The following is a 3,504-nucleotide window of genomic DNA, read 5'->3' as shown; positions in this document are numbered from 1 at the left end:
TACTTTTAGAAGCAAAAAGAAAAGAAGAGCTAGCATACGATTTTTATAGCAAACTTATAAATTATGTAAAAGATTTGGGCACTAAAGCTATGATTAAGGAATTAGCTGAAGAGGAAAGGAGACATAAAGATATATTAGATGATATATTAAAAAAGAAAGATATTTATAAAATACAATTAGGTGATAAATGCTATATATATGATTTAGGCATATCAATTTATTTAAAACCTGAAGTTGTAACAAAGGATCTTACAGTAGATGCTGTTTTGAGAATTGCTATAAAATCTGAGGAAAATTCACGCAAATTTTATAGTGTCATGGCTGAGAAGTTTAAAGGGACAGAAGCTGAGGATATTTTTAAACAACTTGCTCATGAAGAGATGTGTCATAGAAATAATTTTCAATTATTATATGATGATATAGTGTTAAATGAAAATTAAATATGGTGTGGGTTTTTTTGTACAATTTTAACAGCTTTATTAATTTCTTCTAGAATTTCTTCATCTGTTACTTTTTCATAACTTCTTTTTTCAATTTTTTCATCTGTTACTTGATAATGTGGTTTAATATTGTTTAGTGTAATGCAGGCTATATCTAATATACAATCTCTGCAACTACAGACATCATTATGTTCATCAATGTATCCACTGAGTAGCCTCCAAACGCGATTTTCATTAACATTTCTTATATTATCTAAATCATAAAAGTTGATTTTGCTCATTAATTAACCTATAATATTCAATATTTAATTTTAATAAACTGAGGTAAAAATTGCAATATAAAATATCTGTTATAGGTTGTGGTGCTTGGGGATCAACTATTGCTGATTTGTTAGCAGATAATGGTTATTCAGTAGTGTTGTTTGCTAGGGAAGAAGAAGTTGTTAATTCTATAAATAATGATAATAAAAACACATTGTTTTTGCCAAATGTAAAATTAAATAATAATATTGTTGCAAAACCTTTTGATAAAATAAAGAATGATTTAACTGAATATGTTGTATGGGCAGTTCCTGTTGTTTATTCTCATGATGTATTAGAGACTTATAAAGAAGAGCTTGCTGACAAACATATATTAATCGCATCAAAAGGAATTAATTATGATTATAAAAAATTTGTTTATGAGATTATAAATGAACAAATTAGTTCTTATCTATCAGTTATATCAGGTCCAACATTTGCATATGAGGTTGCTACAAAAAAGCCTACAGCTGTAAGTATTGCATCTAAAAGCATTAATATTGCAAAAATATGGCAAAAATATTTATCAAACGATTATTTTAGAGTATATACAACAACTGATATTATAGGTGTGTGCGTTGGAGGTGCGCTAAAAAATGTTGTGGCTATTGCTACAGGTATCTCAGATGGCTTAAAGTTAGGTTTAAATGCAAGGTCAGCTTTAATTACTAGAGGGCTTACAGAGATTGCTAGGCTTGGCTTAAAGATGGGTGGAAAGCTTGAAACATTTATGGGACTAAGTGGTTTAGGTGATTTAGTTTTAACATGCACAGGTGATCTTAGTAGGAATAGATGGGTTGGTAAATGCTTGGGTGAAGGTAAAAAATTAGATGAAATTATTAATAATATGAAATCAGTAGCTGAAGGTATATATACAGTGAAGGCCGCTAAATATATGCAAATATTATATGATGTGGAAATGCCTATAACTGATGAGGTTTACAGGATATTATATGAGAATAAAAATATTTATGAAGCTATTATAGATTTAATGAATAGACCCTTAAAAAGTGAAGGCCTTTAGGAGGTTTCTTATGTTTGAGGAAATAAAATATATTTGGAAAAATGGTGATTTTATTAGCTTTGAGGAGGCAAAAGTTAGTGTATTAGTTCATACGCTACATTATGGATTAGGTGTATTTGAAGGCATAAGATGTTATGAATGTGTTAATGGCTCTGCTATTTTTAGACTAGAAGATCATTTAAAGCGTTTCATAAATTCAGCAAAGGTATTTATGATGGATATAAAATATTCATTAGATGAGCTTAAAAAAAATATTATTGAATTAATATTAAAAAATAGCTTTAAAGCTTGTTATATAAGGCCAATTGCATTCTATGGATTAAAAAGTCTTGGTGTTTATGTTGACAATAGTCATCCCATTGAGGTTGTAATAGCTGTGTGGCCTTGGGGGGCTTATCTAGGAGAAGAAGCCTTGAAGGGTGGTGTAAAAGTTAAAACGTCAACTTTTGTTCGTTATCATGTTAATAGTGTAGCAACAAGGTCTAAGGCATGTGGGAACTATATGACCTCAGTTTTGGCTAAAAAAGAAGCAGTATTAGATGGATATGATGAAGCAATATTTTTAGATGCAGATGGTTATGTATCAGAAGGTACAGGAGAGAATATATTTATTTTACAAGATAATAAGCTAATAACAACACCATTAACATCTGTATTAAGAGGAATAACAAGGGAGTCAGTTATAGAGATTGCAAAAGATAAAGGCCTTGAAGTAGTTGAGAGAAGATTTACAAGGGATGATATATATATAGCAGATGAAGCCTTTTTAACTGGTACAGCAGCTGAGATTACACCAATTAGGGAGCTTGATGGTAGAGTTGTTGGTAAAGGACGTATTGGTAATATTACAAATATGTTGCAAGAGGAGTTTTTTGATATTGTTAAAGGGAAAAATGATAAATACAAAAAATGGTTAACCTATATTAGTTAATGATAGTTATAATTGATGGCCATTCTATAGCTTATAGAGCATTTTATAAAACACCACCACTTATGACAAGCAGTGGTTTTCCAACAGGGGTTATACATACATTTATTAATACACTTTTAAAGATAAAAAATAAATTAAAACCAGAACAAATCATTGTATCTTTTGATTCTAAAGGAGAAACTGAAAGACATAGAAAACTGAAAGAGTATAAGGCTGAAAGGGAGGCAACCCCTGATGACTTAATCCCACAGATAGAGAAGCTTAAAAAAATTTTACCTTTAATGGGCATACCAGTTTATGCCTTAGAAGGGTTTGAAGCTGATGATATTATTTATACTATTATTAATAAATTTGATACCAAGGAGATTGTTCTTGTTACTAAAGATAAAGATATTTATCAGTTAGTATCTGACAGAATTAAGATATATGATGATATTAGAGATCACATAATAGATAGTAAAGGAGTATTAGAAAAATTTGGGGTAGAGTCAAATCAAATTCCCGATTTTCTAGCATTAACAGGGGATGCCTCAGATAACATACCAGGCGTTAAAGGTATTGGGAGTGTAACAGCAAAAAAACTACTTAGAGAATTTAATTCTTTAGATGATATCTATGCCAATATTGATAAAATAAAAGGCTCTGTTAAGGAAAAATTATTAGCTGGTAAAGAAATAGCGTATTTATCTAAGAGTTTAACAGAACTTAAAATTATTGAAAATCTAAAATTAATTGAAACTAAAGAGCAAAGAGAAGAATTAAAAAAAGAGCTTGAGGCTTTAGAGTTACATACATTGTATAATAGGCTT

At 29.7% G+C, this 3,504-nt stretch carries 5 protein-coding genes; 4 read left to right on the top strand and 1 reads right to left on the bottom strand.

Annotated features, from left to right (window positions below; translation table 11 throughout):
- On the top strand, nucleotides 1–440 hold a 440-nt coding region (locus SVN78_09465), incomplete at its 5' end, for a ferritin family protein (protein ID MDY6821833.1).
- On the opposite strand, the gene SVN78_09460 is transcribed toward SVN78_09465, so the two are convergent.
- Entirely contained in the window at nucleotides 437–721 is a 285-nt protein-coding gene (locus SVN78_09460) for a late competence development ComFB family protein (protein MDY6821832.1), read from the bottom strand. The two genes, SVN78_09465 and SVN78_09460, sit on opposite strands and share 4 nt — an antisense overlap.
- A 50-nt stretch (nucleotides 722–771) precedes the next feature.
- Here SVN78_09460 and SVN78_09455 point away from each other — a divergent pair, with 50 nt between their 5' ends.
- The 3 genes from SVN78_09455 to SVN78_09445 form a co-directional block, all read left to right on the top strand.
- Nucleotides 772–1,764, top strand: coding sequence for an NAD(P)H-dependent glycerol-3-phosphate dehydrogenase (locus SVN78_09455; protein MDY6821831.1), 993 nt, complete (start codon nucleotides 772–774; stop codon nucleotides 1,762–1,764).
- Between the two features lie 10 nt (nucleotides 1,765–1,774).
- On the top strand, nucleotides 1,775–2,695 hold the full coding sequence (locus SVN78_09450; GenBank protein MDY6821830.1) for a branched-chain amino acid transaminase: 921 nt from the start codon (nucleotides 1,775–1,777) through the stop codon (nucleotides 2,693–2,695).
- On the top strand, nucleotides 2,695–3,504 hold an 810-nt coding region (locus SVN78_09445), incomplete at its 3' end, for a 5'-3' exonuclease H3TH domain-containing protein (protein MDY6821829.1). The genes SVN78_09450 and SVN78_09445, both read left to right, overlap by 1 nt.

It is taken from the genome of Deferribacterota bacterium, from assembly GCA_034189185.1.
In the GTDB taxonomy this organism is placed as follows: domain Bacteria; phylum Chrysiogenota; class Deferribacteres; order Deferribacterales; family UBA228; genus UBA228.
This window is presented reverse-complemented; position numbering and strand designations above follow the sequence as displayed.

What these genes read in the sequence shown, in the direction of transcription:
- SVN78_09460 (MDY6821832.1), bottom strand. Translation starts at nt 721, where the DNA reads ATGAGCAAAATCAACTTTTATGATTTAGATAATATAAGAAATGTTAAT.
- SVN78_09450 (MDY6821830.1), top strand. Translation starts at nt 1,775, where the DNA reads ATGTTTGAGGAAATAAAATATATTTGGAAAAATGGTGATTTTATTAGC.